General features: G+C 46.5%; 20 protein-coding genes. All 20 read left to right on the forward strand.

Going from position 1 to position 19,734, the window contains the following annotated elements:
* The first annotated feature begins 72 nt into the window (after positions 1 to 72).
* Positions 73 to 516, forward strand: coding sequence for a Fic family protein (locus ED312_RS19145; protein ID WP_240643146.1), 444 nt, complete (start codon positions 73 to 75; stop codon positions 514 to 516).
* A 429-nt stretch (positions 517 to 945) separates the two neighbouring features.
* Positions 946 to 1,392 (forward strand): MaoC family dehydratase, encoded by a 447-nt coding sequence (locus ED312_RS19150; protein WP_123217645.1) that lies wholly within the window; start codon positions 946 to 948, stop codon positions 1,390 to 1,392.
* 3 nt (positions 1,393 to 1,395) lie between these two features.
* A complete protein-coding gene (locus tag ED312_RS19155) occupies positions 1,396 to 2,559 on the forward strand; it encodes an ABC transporter substrate-binding protein (protein WP_123217646.1) in 1,164 nt (387 codons plus the stop codon).
* Positions 2,549 to 3,730, forward strand: coding sequence for a CaiB/BaiF CoA transferase family protein (locus tag ED312_RS19160; protein ID WP_123217647.1), 1,182 nt, complete (start codon positions 2,549 to 2,551; stop codon positions 3,728 to 3,730). The genes ED312_RS19155 and ED312_RS19160 overlap by 11 nt, the downstream gene beginning before the upstream one ends.
* Positions 3,727 to 4,872: a CaiB/BaiF CoA transferase family protein gene (locus ED312_RS19165; protein ID WP_123217648.1), complete on the forward strand. Its 1,146-nt coding sequence runs from the start codon at positions 3,727 to 3,729 to the stop codon at positions 4,870 to 4,872. The genes ED312_RS19160 and ED312_RS19165 overlap by 4 nt, the downstream gene beginning before the upstream one ends.
* Positions 4,873 to 5,069: 197 nt before the next feature.
* On the forward strand, positions 5,070 to 5,927 hold the full coding sequence (locus ED312_RS19175) for an amidohydrolase family protein (protein ID WP_123217650.1): 858 nt from the start codon (positions 5,070 to 5,072) through the stop codon (positions 5,925 to 5,927).
* Positions 5,928 to 5,934: 7 nt separating this feature from the next.
* Positions 5,935 to 6,969 carry an L-rhamnose/proton symporter RhaT gene (locus tag ED312_RS19180; protein WP_123217651.1) on the forward strand — a complete coding sequence of 345 codons (1,035 nt, stop codon included), beginning with the start codon at positions 5,935 to 5,937 and terminating at the stop codon, positions 6,967 to 6,969.
* A 333-nt stretch (positions 6,970 to 7,302) separates the two neighbouring features.
* On the forward strand, positions 7,303 to 8,343 hold the full coding sequence (locus tag ED312_RS19185) for a Gfo/Idh/MocA family protein (RefSeq protein WP_123217652.1): 1,041 nt from the start codon (positions 7,303 to 7,305) through the stop codon (positions 8,341 to 8,343).
* 551 nt (positions 8,344 to 8,894) lie between these two features.
* The gene (locus tag ED312_RS24145; RefSeq protein WP_206363285.1) at positions 8,895 to 9,110 is read left to right on the forward strand and encodes an EthD family reductase; all 216 of its coding nucleotides are present in this window, start codon (positions 8,895 to 8,897) and stop codon (positions 9,108 to 9,110) included.
* Positions 9,073 to 9,288, forward strand: a complete 216-nt coding sequence (locus tag ED312_RS24150) for a hypothetical protein (protein WP_206363286.1) — start codon at positions 9,073 to 9,075, stop codon at positions 9,286 to 9,288. The genes ED312_RS24145 and ED312_RS24150 overlap by 38 nt, the downstream gene beginning before the upstream one ends.
* A gap of 420 nt (positions 9,289 to 9,708) precedes the next feature.
* On the forward strand, positions 9,709 to 10,200 hold the full coding sequence (locus tag ED312_RS19195) for a DinB family protein (RefSeq protein WP_123217653.1): 492 nt from the start codon (positions 9,709 to 9,711) through the stop codon (positions 10,198 to 10,200).
* 184 nt (positions 10,201 to 10,384) lie between these two features.
* Positions 10,385 to 10,837, forward strand: a complete 453-nt coding sequence (locus tag ED312_RS19200; protein WP_123217654.1) for a VOC family protein — start codon at positions 10,385 to 10,387, stop codon at positions 10,835 to 10,837.
* A gap of 189 nt (positions 10,838 to 11,026) precedes the next feature.
* Positions 11,027 to 14,677 (forward strand): amino acid adenylation domain-containing protein, encoded by a 3,651-nt coding sequence (locus tag ED312_RS19205; protein ID WP_206363287.1) that lies wholly within the window; start codon positions 11,027 to 11,029, stop codon positions 14,675 to 14,677.
* Positions 14,678 to 14,946: 269 nt separating this feature from the next.
* The gene (locus ED312_RS19210; RefSeq protein WP_123217655.1) at positions 14,947 to 15,381 is read left to right on the forward strand and encodes an EthD family reductase; all 435 of its coding nucleotides are present in this window, start codon (positions 14,947 to 14,949) and stop codon (positions 15,379 to 15,381) included.
* A gap of 52 nt (positions 15,382 to 15,433) precedes the next feature.
* Positions 15,434 to 15,997, forward strand: a complete 564-nt coding sequence (locus ED312_RS19215; RefSeq protein WP_123217656.1) for a Crp/Fnr family transcriptional regulator — start codon at positions 15,434 to 15,436, stop codon at positions 15,995 to 15,997.
* A 248-nt stretch (positions 15,998 to 16,245) separates the two neighbouring features.
* The gene (locus ED312_RS19225) at positions 16,246 to 16,575 is read left to right on the forward strand and encodes a DMT family transporter (protein ID WP_123217658.1); all 330 of its coding nucleotides are present in this window, start codon (positions 16,246 to 16,248) and stop codon (positions 16,573 to 16,575) included.
* Positions 16,576 to 16,698: 123 nt separating this feature from the next.
* Positions 16,699 to 17,226, forward strand: coding sequence for a GNAT family N-acetyltransferase (locus tag ED312_RS19230; RefSeq protein ID WP_123217659.1), 528 nt, complete (start codon positions 16,699 to 16,701; stop codon positions 17,224 to 17,226).
* A 745-nt stretch (positions 17,227 to 17,971) separates the two neighbouring features.
* Entirely contained in the window at positions 17,972 to 18,388 is a 417-nt protein-coding gene (locus tag ED312_RS19235; RefSeq protein ID WP_148044330.1) for a hypothetical protein, read from the forward strand.
* A gap of 100 nt (positions 18,389 to 18,488) precedes the next feature.
* Entirely contained in the window at positions 18,489 to 19,328 is an 840-nt protein-coding gene (locus ED312_RS19240) for a hypothetical protein (protein WP_123217661.1), read from the forward strand.
* Positions 19,329 to 19,357: 29 nt separating this feature from the next.
* Positions 19,358 to 19,734, forward strand: a 377-nt coding sequence (locus ED312_RS19245; protein ID WP_148044331.1) for a hypothetical protein, incomplete at its 3' end; no start/stop codon positions are given.

A 19,734-nucleotide genomic window follows, 5' to 3' on the forward strand; every position in this document is an offset into this window, starting at 1 on the left:
GACTTTACTCCTTTTTTACGTTAAGATTATTTTATCTCTTATCCATTATTCACGTTAATTACTTTATATCTGGTGGACAAAGAAATACTGAAAAAACCAATTTTATATTTGTCTGATTTTTTTGAACGCAACAAAAATCTGTATTACGATAATCTTACCCGGGTTCGAACTCACAATGACATAAAGCAATGGCTAAAGTTTTTTTTGGTTGGTGTTATAGAAACCGCACAAAGCGGGGTTAAAACTTTTGATGATATTCTTAAATTGAAACAACAGGCAGAACTCGATATTCAAACATTAGGCTCAAGAGCGAAGAATGCACATAAAGTGTTGCAATATTTATTTAAGCATCCCCTGATTGAGGTCAATAAAATTCATGAGATTTTGGATGTCTCAAAACGAACTGCATACAATTTAATTAACGACCTTGAAACCTTAAATATCTTAAAGGAAATTACAGGCAGCAAACGCGATAAACTCTATGTATTTGATCGTTATTTAAAACTGTTTGAATAAGATCGTTTAAGCTCAACTGGTCCTCGTTCGAGTGCCGTGGAAACGAATACCTATAATAAAAAAACGTTTGTAATGCGCTATAAAGAAGCCCCTCCCCTATATTCCCTCCCCCCGATATTCCGACAGAAAAATTCAAAAATAAATGAGAAAAATGTGATGCATTGAACTTACTGAACTAATGTTGAAAAAGAGGCTGGAGAGAGCCTGATAACTTTCCTTTTTGCTGACACTCCGGACAGGCCCGGATTATACTTCATCTTATTGTTTTCGCAGGGTATCAAAACAACGAGTTTGCCGGATCGACCATGATACCACAGGATGGTATTTCTAATGAGGAAAGTAATTTTATCATCATAAAAAGTGTATCAAATACGCTTTACAACTTTGAAGCATAAGAAACCTCACACAAAGTGACATTAAACAGACCTCATGTTTATAAAAAAACATTTTGAAGAATTTGAACCGGGAGAACGCCGGGAGACCCTGGGCAGGACCATTACAGAGACCGATATCGTAATGCATGCCGGCCAGACCGGGGATTTTTTTCCTCACCATATGGATGAAGAATGGTGTAAAACACAGCCTTTTAAACAGCGTATTGCCCACGGTACATTGATCTTTTCCGTGGCAGTAGGCATGACCGCCGGGGTGATCAATGAAGTGGCCATGACCTATGGTTACGAGCGCCTGCGATTTACCAAACCGGTATTTATCGGGGATACCATTCGGGTGAAAGTGACCATTAAGGACAAAAAAGACCATAAAAAACCGGAATACGGGCTGATCACGGAACTCGTAGAGGTCTTCAACCAGAAGGACGAGCTGGTGATGTTGTGTGAACATATTTTATTGACAGAAAAGAAAAACCGGGAATAAGCTATGGCTAAGAAAGTATTGAAAGGAATGACCTGGGGGCATAGCCGCGGCATAGTGCCTTTGCAGGCTTTTGCGCAGCGGTTCAACCAGCTTTACCCGGACATTGAAGTGCAATGGAGGCAGCGGACATTGCAGGAATTTGCCGATTACCCCATCGAAAAACTGACCGAAACCTATGACCTGCTCATCATAGACCATCCCTGGGTAGGCTGTGCTGCAGCCACAAATTGTGTGCTTCCCCTCGATGAGCACCTGTCCCGGGAATACCTGGACAACCAGGCGGAAAACCAGGTAGGAGGCTCGCATGACAGTTACCGGTACGGGGGCCATCAATGGGCCCTGGCCATCGATGCGGCAGCACCGGTGCCGAGTTTCAGGAAAGACCTGCTGGATGAAAACGGGCAGCAGGTGCCTGCTTCCTGGACAGAAGTGATGGAACTGGCCCGGATGGGTAAGGTGGCCGCGCCGGCCATTCCCATTGATCTGCTCATGAACTTCTATATGTTCTGCCAGGTACACGGACAAGAGCCCTTTCAGCAAAAGGAACAGGTCATAGATCGCAAAACCGGGTTGAAGGCTTTGCAGACCATGAAGGAGTTTTACAGCCTGCTGGACCGAAGGATGTTCGATGCCAATCCTATCCGGGTAGCGGAGATGATGTCCATGACCAATGACTTCTGGTACTGCCCGTTTGCCTATGGTTATTCCAATTATTCCCGGGATGGATACAGCAAATACCTGCTTACTTACGGGAACCTGGTTTCTTTTGACGGTACGAAAAAATTAAGAAGTACGATCGGAGGCACCGGACTGGCGGTATCTGCTTTTAGTGCGTTTAAGGAAGAAGCTTTGTTGTTTGTGGAAATGATAGTGTCAGAGACCAACCAGTCTACCGAATATGCACTGAACGGAGGACAGCCCGGCCACCGGAAAGCCTGGATCGATGAGCGGACGAATTACATCACCCGCAATTATTTCCGGAACACACTGGAATCCCTCGATGAATCCTATATGAGGCCGAGGTACCATGGCTATCTGCACTTCCAGGACCATGCCGGCGATCCCATCAGGGATTATATGATGGGTGAAGGAAGCCCTCAACAAGTACTGGAAACTATCGATAGCATATATCAGGAAAGCCAAATGGTAGCCCAAAATGAGCGATAAAGGAGCCTCCCCAAATAACCCATTGCCATTAAAGGGTGTACTGGTACTGGAGTTTTGCCAGTACCTGTCCGGACCATCGGCCGGTTTAAGACTGGCCGACCTGGGAGCCCGGGTCATTAAGATCGAAAATCCGGGGAAAGGAGATCTATGCCGGATACTCCCTATCAAAAACCGGTGGGTAGGAGAAAATTCACTGCTTTTCCATACCATCAACCGGAACAAGGAAAGTTATACTGTCAACCTGAAATCTCCCGAAGAACTGGCTGAGATCCTCGAACTCATCCGCCAGGCAGATGTAGTGATGCATAATTTCCGCCCCGGCGTGATGGAAAAACTCGGGTTGGGCTATGAGAAGCTGAAAGGCCTTAATCCCGGACTGGTTTATGCGGAGATCAGCGGATATGGCAGCCGGGGACCCTGGGTAAAAAAACCGGGACAGGACCTTTTGCTTCAGGCCATGACCGGATTGATGTATGCAAGCGGGGACCGGCACGATCCTCCGGTACCATTCGGATTGGCCATAGGAGATATCCTTTGCGGGGCACAGATAGTGCAAGGTATACTGGCAGCTTTGGTAAGCCGGAACAGGAGCGGTAAGGGAGCCAAAATTGAACTGAGCCTTTTTGAGTCCCTGCTGGATTTTCAGTTTGAGTTGCTGACCACCTATTTTGCCGGCGGACAAAGGCCATTGCGGTCAAAGGTGCAGAATGCACATCCGTTACTGGGAGCTCCTTACGGGATCTACGCCACCCGGGACGGTCATATGGCGATAGCCATGGTGCCTTTGAAAACATTGGAAGAAGCCCTTGGTTGTAAGGCTTTGGGACGTTTTACCCAGGAGATGGTTTTTACCCACCGGGATAAGATCAAAAAAGTGCTGGCAGATCACCTGGCTTCAGATAACACCGCTTTTTGGTTGGCCGGAATGAGAGAAAAAGGACTGTGGGCCATGGATGTGAAAAACTGGAAAGCCTTAAAACAGGAAGCCGGATATAAGCATATGAAACTGGAACAAAAGGTCCGGCTGCCGGATGGACAGCCTGTTCTCACCAACCGATGTCCCATCCGGATAGATGGAAAACGGCTGGTCTCCGATCGTCCGGCCCCGGCGTTGGGGACCGACAGCGAAAAGATCAGAAAAGAGTTTAACCTGTTTAAGGCCACCACATGAGTTTGTTAAAAGATATATTGGTCATTGACTTTTCACAGTTTTTGTCCGGACCTTCGGCGAGTCTGAGACTGGCCGATCTGGGAGCCCGTGTCATCAAGGTAGAGAAGCCGGAGACCGGAGATATCTGCAGGCAGCTGTATGTGTCCGAAGTAAAAGTGGCGGGAGAGTCTACCATTTTCCATACGATCAATCGCAACAAGGAGAGCTTTACGGCAGATCTCAAAAATGAAGCGAATAAAATTCAGGTCCGGCAGCTGATCGCAAAGGCCGATGTGGTCATGCATAATTTTCGCCCCGGTGTCATGGACCGTTTGGGGTTTTCTTATGAAGCCGTAAAGGCCATCCGCCCGGAGATCATTTATGCGGAGATCAGCGGGTACGGAGAGGACGGGCCCTGGAAGGATCTGCCGGGCCAGGACCTGTTATTGCAGGCATTGACCGGGTTACCCTATTTGAACGGGGAAAGTGACAAAGCGCCTACTCCCATGGGGATTTCGGTAGTGGATATCCTGGCCGGAACCCATCTGACCCAGGGGATTCTGGCAGCACTGTACCGCCGTGATCAAAACGGAGAAGGGGGATTAGTACAGGTGAGCATGCTGGAATCGGCAATGGACTTCCAGTTTGAAGTGTTTACCACCTTTCTGAACGATGGAGAAGAATTGCCCCAAAGAAGCCGGACCAACCATGCCCATGCCTATGTGGCCGCCCCGTATGGAGTTTATGCTACGGCCGATGGTTACCTGGCATTGGCCATGGGCAATATTCAGGTCCTGAAAGAGCTGCTGGTCTGCCCGGAACTGGGGGAATTTACCGATCCCGGGGAATGGTTTGACCGCAGGGACGAGATCAAAACCATATTGGCCCGGCACCTGGAGCCCAAAAGCACGGCCTATTGGCTGGGGATTCTGGAACCTGCCGATATCTGGTGTGCCCGGGTGCTGGATTTTGACAGCATGCGGGCAGAGGAAGGTTACCGGGTGCTGGAAATGGAGATGATGGTAAAGACCACAAAAGGCCATGAACTCAAGACCACCCGCTGCCCCATCCGGGTCAATGGACAGCTGCTGACCTCCCCGCAGGGAGCTCCTTTCCTGGGAGAGCATAATGACGCAATAGCGCAGGAATTCGGACTGAAGTAAACCACTGTGCACTTGAAATACAAATGTATACATCAGACTGAAAATCTTGTTTGCCACGGATACACGAAGAATGATCAGACAACCCATAATATATTCGTGTATCCGTGGCCAAAGTTTATAGAAACTAAAGTAACAGCAATGCTCCCGATAGCTATCGGGAGCAGGGTTTTAACCTTTAATTTGATCATAAACCAGAAGTGAAAACCATAGATACACATATCCATATCTGGGATTTTGAAAAAGCGAGCTACAGTTGGCTGGAAAATGATACCAGTTTGCTGAACCGGACCTATGCCATCGGCGAACTGGAGAAAGAGCGAAAAGAGGCCGGTGTGGATGCAGGTGTCCTGGTACAGGCAGCCAACAATTTCGAAGATACGGACTGGATGCTGGAAGTGGCCGAAAAGACGGACTGGATCCGGGGTGTGGTAGGATGGTTGCCATTGACAGATCCGGAAGCTACGGAACGTGCTTTACAGGATAAATACCTGGTCAACCCTTATTTCAAAGGCGTACGCCACCTGATCCATGACGAGCCCGATGCCCGGTGGCTGCTACGGGAAGAAGTGATCGAAAGCCTCCGTATCCTGGCCCGGCACCATTTAACGTATGACCTGGTGGGGATCTTACCGGAGCATATCAGCACGGCGCTCAGGGTAGCCGAAAAAGTACCTGACCTGAAAATGGTCTTTGATCACCTTAACCAGCCGCCCATACAGAAAGGAGAGCGTTTCGGGAAATGGGGGGAATTGATCCGGCAGGCCTCCGCACACCCCAACTTCCACGCCAAGATATCGGGAATGGGAACGACCTCCGGTAAATCCGGTACATGGGACAGGCATGATATTGTTCCGTATGTCGAATTTGTTCTGGATGCATTCGGTGTGTCCCGTTGTTTTTGCGGAGGAGACTGGCCCGTTTCTTTGCTGGCCGGGAGTTATTCCTATAGCTGGACGCGCTACCGGGAGGCGATACGCTTATTGCTGCACGAAAAGGAACAGGAGAAGGTCTTTTATGAAAATGCCCGGATATTTTATCAGTTAAGCCCTAAATGATCAGAAGATGAGTGTTATAGGAGGAGTGATGTTTCATGCGGTAGGTGCTTCCTTTGCCGCATTGTGTTATACCCCGCAGAAGAAGGTGGAACAATGGTCCTGGCAAACGTATTGGCTGGCACAGGCTTTTATATGCTGGTTCCTGTTGCCCATTGTAGTCGCATGGCTGACCATACCTCAGCTCATGACCGTCTTACAGCAGGCGCCGGCAGATGCCATGTGGAAGACATTTGGTCTCGGTATGGCTTACGGGATTGGCGGAACCGCATTTGGTCTGGCTATCCGGCACATGGGGTTCTCTCTGACCTATGCTATTTCTATCGGGATCAGTTGCGTGATAGGCACCCTGTTGCCTCCTTTTGTCAAGGGAGAATTGATGACCGTAATGCGGCAGCAGGGGGCGGAATGGATTGTCATCGGTATGGTTCTGGGGGTGTGGGGAATTGCCTTGTGTGGCCTGGCAGGACGGTACAAGGAACTGGACCTCGCCAGATCCCTGAAATCGGCAGACAGTTCTTTTTCTGTTGTCAAAGGGCTTCCGCTTTGCCTGTTGGCCGGGGTGTTGTCTGCTTTGTATGGATTTTCCATAGATCAGGGACAGCCTATTGCCGATGTGGCGGTAGCGTATGGTGCAGGTAATTTCCAAAGCAATGTGATCTATATTTTTTCCAATACCGGAGCCTTTGTGACCACCCTTGTTTATTGTGTTTTTCTGCATCGCAAAGAGGGAACTTTCAGGGAATTTGTCCGCAAGGGAGGCACACCTCTTAAACTAAATTATGTGTTTGCCATCATCACCGGGATGCTGTGGTACTCGCAGTTTTTCTTTTATGGATTGGGACATGTGAGAATGGGAGATTATAAATTCACCAGCTGGGCGATCCATATGATCATGCTGGTACTGTTCAGTACCGTAGCGGGACTGGCCCTGAAGGAATGGGTGCATGCCAGAGGAAAAACCATTCGGGCTCTGGTTATGGCCCTGGTGGTCCTGGTGGCGGCAGTGCTGGCCCTGACGGTGGGGAATTCAATTGCCGGTTAACTTAACACCAGTGCCTCCCGATGCGTCGGGACAGGTATTGCAAAAGACTAAGAAACTGTTTAGATTTCATCTTCCGGTTTTTTGTGTTGTAGTAAATTATCGTATAGTTCTTATGTGCCCCCTACAAACAAAATCGTCACTGCGAGCGAAGCACGGCAGTCTCTTGGCAGGTTTGCGCCTGCCTTTGGGGGAGTGTGCCAGCCTCCTTGAGATTGCCACACCCTGCTTATCGCAGGGTTCGCTCCCGATAGATATCGGGTGACGCTTTTTGATTGTGGTTTTGGGATATGCCCAAATCAATACTATAAAAGTTTAAACAGTTTCTAAAAAAATATGATGGAACAAAAACCGGAAATACAGATCATCGGAGCGGGAGGAATTGTAAAAGATGCTCACCTGCCGGCTTACCGGATAGCCGGGTACCGGGTCGGGGGGATCTTTGATCCGGATACTGAAAAAGCCCGGAAGTTAGCCGGCCAGTTTAACATTACCAGGGTACACTCCCGATTGGAAGATCTGATCCGGCATGCGGATAAAAGGACGGTTTTTGATGTGGCGGTGCCCGGAAATGCCGTGTTGTCCGTATTGGAACAACTCCCTGATGAAACGACAGTGCTGATCCAAAAGCCCATGGGCAATACACTGGAAGAAGCCCGGGCCATCCTGGACTGTTGCCGCAAAAAACGCCTGAAGGCAGGGATCAATTTCCAGCTTCGCTATGCCCCGTTTGTTGTCAGGGCCAGGGAGATGGTTGACACGGGCGTTATCGGGGACCTCTGTGACCTGGAAGTCAATGTGAATGTATTTACCCCCTGGAACCTCTGGACTTTTCTCAATGACCTGCCAAGAGTGGAGATCCTTTACCACAGCATTCACTATATCGATCTGATCCGTTCCTTTTTGGGTAATCCGTCCGGTATGTATGCCAAAACCACCAAACATCCCAAAATGGCCCGGTTGGCCTCTGTCCGCAGCAATATTATCATGGAGTACGGCGATATGATAAGAGCCAACATCCTGACCAACCATACCCACGAATACGGTCTGAAACACCAGCATTCCTATATCAAATGGGAAGGAACCCAGGGAGCCATTCGTATTGAAATGGGCTTGCTGAAAAACTATCCCGAGGGAGAACCTGATACGTTCGAATACATACAGTTCCGGGAAGGTAAGGAGGCGGATTGGCAGGAAGTGGTCATCAAAGGTTCGTGGTTTCCCCATGCCTTTATCGGTTCGATGGGAGAAATGATCAAAGTCATCGAAAACCCAGGGTATGTGCCGGATAATTCCGTGGAAGATTGTATCCATACCATGGCCTGTGTGGAGGCTGCTTACCGGTCCAGTGCACAGGGAGGGGTGGAGTTGGGATAGCTCTCTGGTTATACACAAGCCATCCACCCCACTGGTCCTCGTTTGAACATCGCGGAAACGAGGACCTGTCGTATTACATGTCTAAAACGTTTCGTTTGACCAATCTCGTTGTTTCCAACACTTTTAATTACCCTGCTCGGTATTTTGTCAGCAATCCCGGCTGCATCATTCCATATATCCCGATTTGAAATAGAAAATCATATCTTTATTGTGCAAATCACCATTGAAATTTTTCTGTAATCAATTATGAAGTGATTTTAAACTTTTTTACCGGGATTTGTGACCATAAAAGAAAGAGGCTGAAAATAAGGATTTATGGCATCTGTATTTATGAGGATTTGTAGTGACTTATAGCTATTTTTAGTGATAAGTTCATTCAACAAATTTCTACAAATCACCATAAGTCACTACAAATCAAAAGCCTTAAGACAACCCTCAATAGTTCAAAAAAGTTTAAATGAGTTCTATATGTATATTCATAAACCAACAACTAAAAACCAGTTTTATTATGAAAACGAAAATCAAATTCTTCCTGCCCCATCATAACTCTTATGATTTTAGTAAGCTGCGGAACGAATGAAGTCAAACATTCGACCACCCCGGAAACCGGAACGTATAAAGTAACCATTCTCTATCCGAATGGAGCGGACAAGACATTTGACATGGACTATTACGAAAAGAAACACATGCCAATGATGGCCGGGCTTTTAGGCGATCATTTAAAGTTTTATGAAACTGACAAGGGGAATAGCGGGCAGGACAGGTGACGATCAAGTGAGCTTTGTTGCCATGGGATATTTTTATATCAATGATATTGATGAATACAACAAGGTGATCGCCCGAAATATGGATACCATCCGCAACGATATACCGAAGTATACCAATATTCAACCGGTAATACAAATAAATGAGATCAGGCAATGGAAGTCCGGTCCTGTAAAATAAAAACCCTCTGGCAAAGTGTCTGTTTGAAAACTTCTCCGGGGGCATTTGGCCGGTACATAAAACTCCCGCTGTTGCAGGTTCTGAGGTATTCCAAAATCTCATATACAACATGCCGGATGCTATATAAAATGAAGCGTGTACTAAAAAAACATTTGGAAATTACACTTCATTTCTATCCTTTGATAACAAAAAGGGAGAATAGTGTATATTTATATGTTAGCAGATATTAAAACCAAATCACTATGGATTTGAAATCCATAGGTTCGTAGCAGGCTGAAAGCCTGTTTGGCCACAGATACACGAATCATTTTAAAAAACTAGTAATATATCCGTGTATTGGTGGCAAAAGTTTGTAGAAACTAAAGTAACTGCAATGAAATTGCAGGGTTTTGAACCTTTAACTTGATAATAAACCTTAAAATGAACCGGAAAGTTGTTGAAAATACCATTGGACAATTAAGAGACGTACAAAACGGAATAGCGTGGTATGATGAGAATTTTGAGAAAAAAATCGCACCGATATCGGAAACACAAGCATTCGAAAGACCAATTCCTGAAATCCACAGTGTAGCAGAATTAATTTCTCATATTTGGGTGTGGAGAGTAGACACAATAAAAAAACTCAAAGGATACGAATCACATCTGACAATAGAAAGTCCTGAAAATTGGAAAAGTAACGAAGAACTTAAAAAAACCGGATGGGAAAAACTAAAAAAAGATTTAAGTAAAAGCCAGGCGGAACTGGTCGAATTTCTTGCGGACAAAGATGATGACTATCTTGAAAATAATACGTACGAGGGAAAATACACTCTAAAATATTTGGTCGAAGGAATATTGCATCACGATTTATACCATTTGGGACAAATCGGAATTACAATTAAGCTATTGAATATAAAAAATAACGTGTCCTGACGGCATTTATACCCGCTCTATAAAGTGTACGAATGTCCCCCGCTTTGCAGCCCATTACATCCCAATAACAGGCTAATGCATTAACGAGGAATAGTGTATATTTATGTGTGTATGTGCAACTTAAAACATCAAAGACACATATACAGGGACTTTACCGGATAAAATACCATTAACAAATACAACTATGGCAAAAAGTAAATCACTGCAAATGCAGAATGTCGGAATTGTGGTAGAATCCCTTGACAACGCCATTTCATTTTTCACAGAACTAGGTTTGCAACTCGAAGGACGAGCGACTATCGAAGGAGATTGGTCCGGTCGGGTTACCGGGTTGGATTCCCAACAAGTAGAAATTGCTATGATGGTTACACCTGACGGACATAGTCGGGTTGAGCTTTCAAGATTTTTAAATCCCCCGATAATTTCAGATCACAGAAATGCACCTGTCAACTCTCTCGGTTATTTACGCATAATGTTCTCAGTTGAAAATATTGACGAAATGGTATCTAAACTAACCAAACAAGGTGCCCAACTCGTTGGAGATGTGGTTCAGTATGAAGACACATATCGACTCTGTTACATCCGTGGGGTCGAAGGACTTCTGATTGGACTGGCAGAAGAGATTGGTAACAAATGAATGAAAAGCAACACATAGCCGGGTAGCTAAAGGGGGAACGGGCCTTTCGTAAAAAGCCTTTATAACGCGCTATAAAAGAATATACAAGTGCAGGGTATAGCATCTTAAAAATTAACTACCTTGCATGTACGACACCAAAAGAAAGATATATAAATAAACTGCCCATTTTTTAAAGACTTATACCTACTTATGAAAAAAAGATATAACGAAACTCCCGACAGCAGCGATCACCAAAATACACAAACGCAAATGCGGACAGGACGATCGCCAAACGAACAACAGCACGATAACCCAACGGAAACGATCTGCGGGCTGATCGCACGGCAAGCGCAGGAGCACCCGGGGCGGACGGCAATTATTGACGGACAGCTGGCGAAGAACTTCAGGCAGCTGACGGACCGGGCGAACGCTATCGCCGGAGCACTCGTAACTCGCGGCGTCCCGCAAGGGTCCCTGGTTGGTGTGTGTATGAGCCGCAACTGGGAACTCATTGCCACTTTGCTGGGTGTATTACGGGCGGGCTGTGCCTATGTACCGCTCGATCCCGCTTATCCGAGGGAACGGGTACGCTACATGCTGGAGCATTCCCGTGCGATAGCCGCCATTGTGGACGATGAGAACTGTGCGGAACTCTGTAAAGGCGTGCACGAACTGATATGGCTTGACGAGGTGAAACAACAAACGACAGACCAATTAGCCGGGCCGTCTGCGAACGATCTCGCTTATGTGATCTATACCTCCGGCTCCACAGGACACCCCAAAGGGGTTGCCATCGAGCATCGGAATGTGGTGGCAATGACCCGGGCCATGAGCGAGATACTGGATGATAAAGACCTGGAGGGCATGCTGGCCGCGACCTCGGTTTGTTTTGACCCCTCGGTCATGGAGATCCTGGGAACTTTAGCACTGGGAGGCACAGTGGTCCTGGCAAAAAACATGCTCGACTTACCGGCCTTATCTTCTCAGAACCTGGTAAAGAGTTGCGTTGTAGTCCCCTCTGCGATACAGGCATTACTGTCTTCGGGATGGGTACCTCATGGTATCCGCTGTATCGTCTTTGGCAGTGAAGCACTTAAAAAACCGCTGGTAGAAAAACTTTTTGCCCTAGAAACAGGGACCCGGGTCATCAACGCCTATGGCCCTACCGAAGACACGGTCTTCTCCACAGCGGTTGAGATCTTTAACGACACGCAAAACCTAACTATCGGGAAATCCGTGACAAATTCCCGTTCCTACATACTTGACGATGATATGAACCCGGTTCCCGATGGTACCGAGGGCGAACTGTTTCTGGCGGGAAACAAGCTTGCGCGCGGGTACCTGTATGACGAAGTGCGTACCGCAGAGCGATTTATAAAGCTGAACCCTACCGGCGCAATCCCGGAGGAGCGGCTGTACAGAACAGGTGATCTTTGCCGAAGAAATGAAAACGGGGAGATCGAATTTCTGGGACGCGTAGACCAGCAGGTCAAGATCAGGGGCTTCCGGATCGAACTGGAAGAGATTGAAGCTGTGCTGGAATCCATGCCGGGTATTACCGCTGCAGCTGCCGCAGCCGTAGATGGTGGTATGGAACAGAAAATACTCGCAGTATATATAGTGAGCCGGCATGAAGCCGTAACAGGTGAGAACATAAAGGCATATCTCTCGCAAAGATTACCAAAGTATATGATCCCCCAGGTTGTGATACCCCTTGAGGAACTGCCCCTTTTACCCAACGGAAAGCTCGACCGTAATAAGCTAAAGTACCTGAAAGCACCCGGTCATTCTCAACAGGAACAACAGGTGACTGATGCAAACCCCGGGACCGGACTATATGCACAAAACCTGGCAGGCCATGGCACCGGCCGGCAAATGGCCATACTGTCGGTAATCCGGGAAGAGGTTGCGGCGCTTCTGAATTTTAATGATTCCATACAAATATTGCCGGACGATTCATTTGATAACCTGGGGCTCGATTCACTGTCGAGCATGGAGTTGAGTGTCCGGCTTTCAAAAATATTCGATCTGAAGCTTTCCGGAACAGTTGCTATGGAGTATTCCACCCCCGTAGCGCTGGCCAATCATATTCTGGAACTGATGGACAGCGGCACAGTTAGTAAGCCGGGGATGCATGCATGTAAAGCAGCCTCGGACACGCTTGGAACCTTTCAGGAGCGTATCCGGTCCAGCCACCCCACATTCCAGGCTGCAAAAGCACCCTCCTGGTCCGCTGATGACAAGAGTAAACTTGTGCAGGAAGTGCTGCGTATGGTGAACAGCCTGCGCAGGAATCCTTACAGCAAGGTACTCCGTACAGGGAGCGCTACCAAAGGTACTGTAACTGATGCGTACAATGACGAAGAACAGGAAGCCATTATATGGACTACCAACCTGTACCTCGGCTTGAACCGTGATAAAGAAGTGATTGAAGAAGCTGCTAAAGCCCTGCAACAATTCGGGAGTGGCATGGGAACCTCAGCAGCGGCCTCCGGGATGACGGACCTCCATTTGGAGTTCGAAAAAGAGTTTGCCGAGTTGGTAGGAAAGCCCGGCGCCTGCCTGTTCCCTACGGGCTATACTGCAAATGTCGGTGCCGTAGCGGGGCTCCTGGGTAAAAATGATGTTGTCGTCATCGACCAGCTCTGCCATGCCTCCATCGTTGACGGTGCCCGTCTGTGTGGTGCCACGATCAGAACATTTCAGCACAACAGCTCTTCCGACCTGGAAGCGGTCCTTAAGTCGGAAGTATCCCCTTACCGTACCGTACTGGTTGTTCTCGAAGGTGTTTACAGTATGGGAGAAGGTGCCGCGCCGGTTGCGGAAATCGTGCGCACCGCAAAAGCGTATAATGCGCTTGTATTGGTAGACGAGGCCCATTCATTCGGTTTTTACGGAGAACAAGGAGCTGGTATATGCGCTGCCCAGGGTGTCACCGAAGAGGTGGATTTCATTATGACCACACTCAGTAAAGCACTTGGTAGTCTCGGGGGCGTGGTTGCTGCCCGGGAAGAACATATAGATCTTTTGAAGTCGTCTTCGAGAGCCTATATTTTCCAGGCTTCCGTCAGCCCTGCGGATATGGCTGCAGCGCTTACCGCTTTGCGTCGGCTGCGTTCGGACGACAAACTGCGGGAGCGACTCTGGGAAACCACCCGCTATATGCGCCGGCGATTCACCGAAGCAGGTTATGACCTGGGCACGGGCGACGGCCCTATCGTTACACCGCATTTCGGTGATAAGGACAAGTTATACGCTATCGTACAGGGCATGTACAAGCGCGGTGTTCAAACATCAGCGGTTACCTATCCCATTGTGGAGAACGGAAGAGGCCGTCTCAGGCTTATATGCTCCTCTGCTCATACACGGGAAGACGTCGACAGGACGCTCGATGCTCTTATCGCGGCAGAACGTGAAGCCGATGAGGGGAAGCAGTCAGCAGGTTCCCGGGCTGATGATTCAGGAGAACCGGCCATTACGCAATCTGACGTGGAAAGGTGGGTGAATGACTTCGCTGCTTACCTGAAAGCATCGATAGCCGAAAAAGCCGCTCATCAGACTCCGGACCTTGTTGTAACTATCCATACCCCTGATCGTGAAGAGCCGTTTACCATAGTCATCAATGAGCGGGACGTAACACCGGGCACTGAAGAGCTGCCAGATCTTCCTATGTGTTCCCTGCTTCTTAAAAATAACGAAGCGGTCTCCGCTTTGCATACATCAAACGTTCAGGAGCTGCTTTATTGTATCAGCAAGGGCACTTGCGTGTTAAGCGGTCAGGTAGAGCCCTTTATATGGCTTATTGCCCGAATTGTTGAAAAACAACAGGCCGTTGCGGAGAAAACACTCTTAACCGGATAAAGTAAAGAACAGGCGGCTCTCGTTTCCGCGATGATCAAACGAGGGCCGGGCAGTTGTATAGTGTGTCTAAAACGGCGATTTTGACCAGCTCGGTCATTTTCATGCTCCTTACCCCGTATTTCATCCGGAATACTGACAACATCATTCAATATACCGGTTGATTTGAAACGGGAAATCATATCTTTATCAGACCAAACGGTCATTGAAGTTTTTCTGTAGTTAATTACAATTATGTATATTCATAAACCGGCAATCAAAACCAATCTCGTATGAAAATGAAAATCAAATTCCTCTGGCTTACCTTGTTTTGTATGGTTTTAACAAGCTGCGGAACGAATGAAGCCAAACATTCAACCGCCCCGGAAACCGGGACCTACAAAGTAGCCATTCTATACCCGGGTGGAGAAAACAAAACATTTGACATGGATTATTACGAAAACAAGCATATGCCCATGATGGCCAAACTTTTAGGCGATAATTTAAGGTTTTATGAAATTGACAAGGGGATATCGGGCAGGACAGGTGGTGATCGGGCGAGTTTTGTTACCATGGGGTATTTTTACATCGACGATGTTGAGGAATATAATGAGGTAATCGCCCGGAATATGGATACCATCCGCAACGACATACCGCAATACACAAATATCCAACCCATAATACAAATAAGTGAAATCAGACAATGGAAGTCCGGTCATACCAAATGAAGCGTATACCAAAACCCGTGTAACAGCCTTTAAACAGCATATTGTCAGATCAATGAATATTGACCAGATCCTTAATGCAATACATCCGCTTTCGGATACTTCAAAACAGACGCTCAAAAAAAGTATTGCAGAAGTAAATTATCCCAAAGGACATATTTTGTTGCGAGCCGACAAAATTGAAACGAATATTTACTTTATCAAAAAGGGAATTGTACGTGCTTTTGCCAATACCGACCACAATGAAATAACGTTCTGGTTCGGAAAAGAGGGCGATACGGTTATTTCAATGAAAAGCTATGTTGCCCGTCAGAAAGGATACGAAAACATCGAGTTATTGGAAGATTGTGAACTATACGAACTGAAAACGGAAAACCTGCAAAAGCTCTTTGACGAAAATATTGACATTGCTAACTGGGGAAGAAAATTTGCAGAGCAGGAACTGGCAAAAACAGAAGAACGGCTTATTTCCCGGCAATTCCGGACAGCAAAAGAACGGTACAGGGAACTCTTAAAAGGCAATCCCGATTTGATTCAAAGGGTTCAGTTAGGACATATCGCTTCTTATCTGGGCATAACACAGGTAAGTTTAAGCCGGATAAGAGCAGAGAAAAACTAAAACCGCTATCGGATTTGAAATCCACAGGTCCAAGTTTGCCACGGATACACGAATAATGATCTGTAATATAATTTCGTGTATTGGTGGCCAAAGTTTATAGACATTAAAGTAACTGTAATGATCCCGATATCCATCCGGAGCAGGGGTTTTGCTGCTGTTTTGATTGCAAACTTTATTTCATTTTTTATCATTTGTAAAATTTTCCCTCAATTCCGTTCCGGAACTTTGTAACCAAAAAACAAAAGGAAATGAACTGGGGCATTTTAGTTATTGCAGGCCTGTTTGAAGTAGCTTTTGCATTCTGTTTAGGCAAAGGGAAAGAAACAACGGGAAATGAAATGTATTGGTGGTACGCGGGTTTTCTTGTATCCATTACCATCAGTATGGGGCTTTTGATCAAAGCAACCCAAACGCTGCCACTCGGAACGGCTTATGCGGTCTGGACAGGAATTGGTGCTGTGGGAACGGTTTTGGTCGGTATTTTTGTATTTAAAGAGCCGGTAACTTTTCTGCGGATACTTTTTATTACCACTTTAATAGCTTCGATTGTCGGGCTTAAAGCGGTATCGGGCCATTGAATAATTAATCTAAAAGTATGAATGCCCTGGAAAAAAAGCCGAATTGCAAAACTGCGGGCAGATCAAATGGACAGCCGCCCCGTGGAATAAAACAGGGATTGATTAAACTATAAGGTAAAGTACATGAGAACAATAGAAATAAGAAGGGTAACATTAAATGATATTGAGCAACTCCAACAAATAGGCAGGCAAACGTTCCATGAAACCTTCTCGGCCGGAAATACCGAGGAAAATATGGCGAATTACCTAAACGAAGGGTTTTCTACAGAAAAATTGACGGCCGAACTGAATGACAAAAATGCCGAATTTTATTTTGCAACACTGGATGATAACGTAATCGGTTACCTGAAAATCAATTTCGGGCAATCGCAAACAGAATTACAGGACGACAAGGCACTTGAAATTGAACGTATTTATGTTTTAAAGGAATTTCACGGTAAAAAAGTCGGGCAAGTGCTTTACGAAGAAGCGATACAAATAGCCGGACGGAAAAATGCAGATTACGTTTGGCTGGGTGTCTGGGAAGAAAACCCGAGGGCTATCCGGTTTTATGAAAAAAACGGATTCGTACCGTTTGACAAACACATTTTTAAATTGGGCGATGACGAACAAACCGACATCATGATGAAGCTGAAGCTAAATAACTGCTGAAAAAGACTGCTACGCCTCAACAACCGGCTGGGGCATCATCCCCCTCTCTCCCGGGAAGACTTACCGGTATAACTTGTTATTGTTCCTACACAAAGGGGAGGCGGATGAAGGGGTGAAGGGTTGAATACATTTCATTTTTGCCATTCCCTGAACAATTAAAAGCAGGTTTCTATTCCTACGGTCATGTAGTGTCTCCAACAGAAAACCAAACCGATATAACTCTGAAATTCATATGCTTACAGCAGAATGAAAGTTTGTTTTAACCATGAATTCACGAATATTTTTACAAATACAAACCCATATTCATTCGTGAATTCGTGGCGCAAATAATTTTTTAGAACCTGAAAGAATCCCGATCATCCCCTTAAAGCAGGGAAATATCCCTGAAAACAACGACTTCTTTCCGGTGCATAAAATTTATATTTGTAGATCGGGAATACCGCAGAAGCTCTATTTTCCGTATTACGGACCATAAAACGGTTATCCGAAATACCGTGGTACGATACATTCGGATTTTACGACAAACCACAGGGGCTTGCCGAAGCACCCGGGACAAACTGCTTCTCCGCGCCTTTAACGGCGGTATATTATACGCTTACGATTTCCCGGGTACAGGGCATATTTGTCTTGTAATGGCAAGCGCCGGTAACCTGCATTGTGAAAGCGCTGTCAATACCGGGAAACGTTGACGAAAGTCCCGGGCAAAATCACAGATATTGAAGATGAACTTTAAATGATCAAGGGTTTGAGAACGATATCATCTGCATCCGCATTGCTGAAAAAGGCAGGGAAAATGGGCTTGTGGCGGCTGATATTCGCATTGCTGTTCGGATTCATTTCCTGTGACAGTATGCAAAGCCTGCAGGGCTATGTGGTAGATGCCGAAACAGGACAACCCCTTCCCGGGGTGGAGTATAGGCGGTATGACAGGAAAAAGGAGTTGCGGGACACCATAGGCCCTTATGGGCTTATCCGGCCGCCGCAAACAGACAGCCTGGGGTGGTTTTCAGACTATAAGATAGATAATCCCCTTTGGCCTAGAATGAAATTGCGTTTTGAAAAGAAAGGCTACAAACCGGTAGATATAAAATGGAAACCGCGGATGGATAACCGTGACACATTGAAAATCCTGTTAAAAGAATACAGCAAAGCAGACGAGTAAAACCGTAAGAAAAGCCGGCAGTCATAGATCCGCTTCAAGACCTGATTTTTATTCATAGCTTAACCTTCCTTTGGGCGGGAAAAAATTGATCAAGACATAAATGAACTTTAAAAAAACCATACTAACACTTATTGCATTTACAGCCATTTTAGTTTCATGTAGCAGTCAAAAAGAAAAACTGAAAAAACTGGATCAATCCCTGACCCGTGATTTTGTGGCAATGATAGAAGCCGACCCTGATGTAAGGTTTGACAGTTTGGCGCCCCTTTTTAAAAAACGGCTCAAGACCGAATTGACCAAACCCGGTACATTTAAATACCCCTTCGACAGCCTGTCAAAGAAGCTGTCCGTCGTCACTACTGATGACGGGAAATTCAGAACATTTTCCTGGGACGAGCAAGGTGGGGGAAGATGGAATATCATTGCCGTATTCGGGCAGTATAAAACGGAGAGAGGTCGGGTAGCTGTTCAAGTACTTTCTTCCATCGACGAAATGGAGGAAGGAGGCTATACGGACTCCTATATTTTTGAAACCCATACCCTGAATATTGACGGTAAAACCCATTATCTGACACTCGGATCAGGTACGCTCGGCTCCAATTTTATACAACGGATGGTGCAGATTTTTAAAATAGAAGGAGATAGCCTGGTCAGTTGCGGTAGTTGTTTTGAGGAAAATTGGACAGCAGGGGGGCGCTATGATTACCTGGCCGTAGAAGCGCGAAGATGGGACAATATCGATTTGAAATTTAACCCTGAAACCAATGAAATTACTTTTAATGAGTACGTAGACCCGGGCACTACACACCCTGGGGAACCCCCGGTAAATGCCGTCACCTTAAAACTGGTAGATGGGGTTTTCAGGACTATATCTTCTGTTAAGTTATCGGATGAAGAAGCGAAGAACCTACGGGAAAAATCGAGGCACCGACTATGGTAAACAATAATGAGATAAAAATAACGAAGCATATGACACCTCCCTTTCAACTCAGACGCTTATCGGAAATCCGGCATCTTTTGCCCGATGATACTGCTGCCGCCCGGGATCATGATTACCGGCAAAGCCCCGATTTTAAAGACTATCAACAGAGTTTTGCCGAAAACGTCGAAGAAATCTACAAGATGCCCGGGATGGATGAGGCAGACAAGGATGCCATCCGGGATGCCCTCGCGCAGCATCCGCCGGACGGGAACCCTGACGAATGGGTGCTGACCCTTGGGTTTGACCAGCCGGAAAAGGGGGATTGGGAGATGGAAGACCTCGACCTTGACAATATATGGGAAACCCTTTCTTTTAATAAGCCCGGTGATCTGCCGGAAGGAGAGCCGCCCTTTGTCTATCTCAT

The sequence above is a fragment of the Sinomicrobium pectinilyticum genome, assembly GCF_003725735.1.
Taxonomy (GTDB): Bacteria; Bacteroidota; Bacteroidia; order Flavobacteriales; family Flavobacteriaceae; genus Sinomicrobium; species Sinomicrobium pectinilyticum.